1 protein-coding gene is annotated in these 314 nt (G+C 35.4%); it reads right to left on the reverse strand.

The features are described from left to right. Positions 1-314: condensation domain-containing protein (locus ACE01P_RS24450; RefSeq protein ID WP_379701673.1), on the reverse strand; the 314-nt coding region annotated here is incomplete at both ends.

Genomic DNA, 314 nt, shown 5'->3' on the forward strand with positions numbered 1-314 from the left:
CAATACATTGGGCCAAAAGATTCTCAAAATGAACAAACATTCGCTCTATAAATAAAGCATCATAAATATCTGTATTGTAATGGATTGACAATTCCAATCCTGTAGTCTCTATAAAATCAAAACTGATGTCAAATTGAGCGGTATTATTTGTAAAGTTATAGGGATCAACCTGAAGACCCGATAAGGATTCTTCATTTCTTAACCCAAAAACTTGAGATTGATTCTGTAATACTACCGATACATCAAACAAGGCGGAACGGCTAATGTCCCGCTTTAGGTTAAGTTTACTCACCAGCTCCTCAAATGGATAACTC

Origin of the sequence: Flavobacterium sp. HJSW_4 (assembly GCF_042436695.1) — a bacterium.
In the GTDB taxonomy this organism is placed as follows: Bacteria; Bacteroidota; Bacteroidia; order Flavobacteriales; family Flavobacteriaceae; genus Flavobacterium.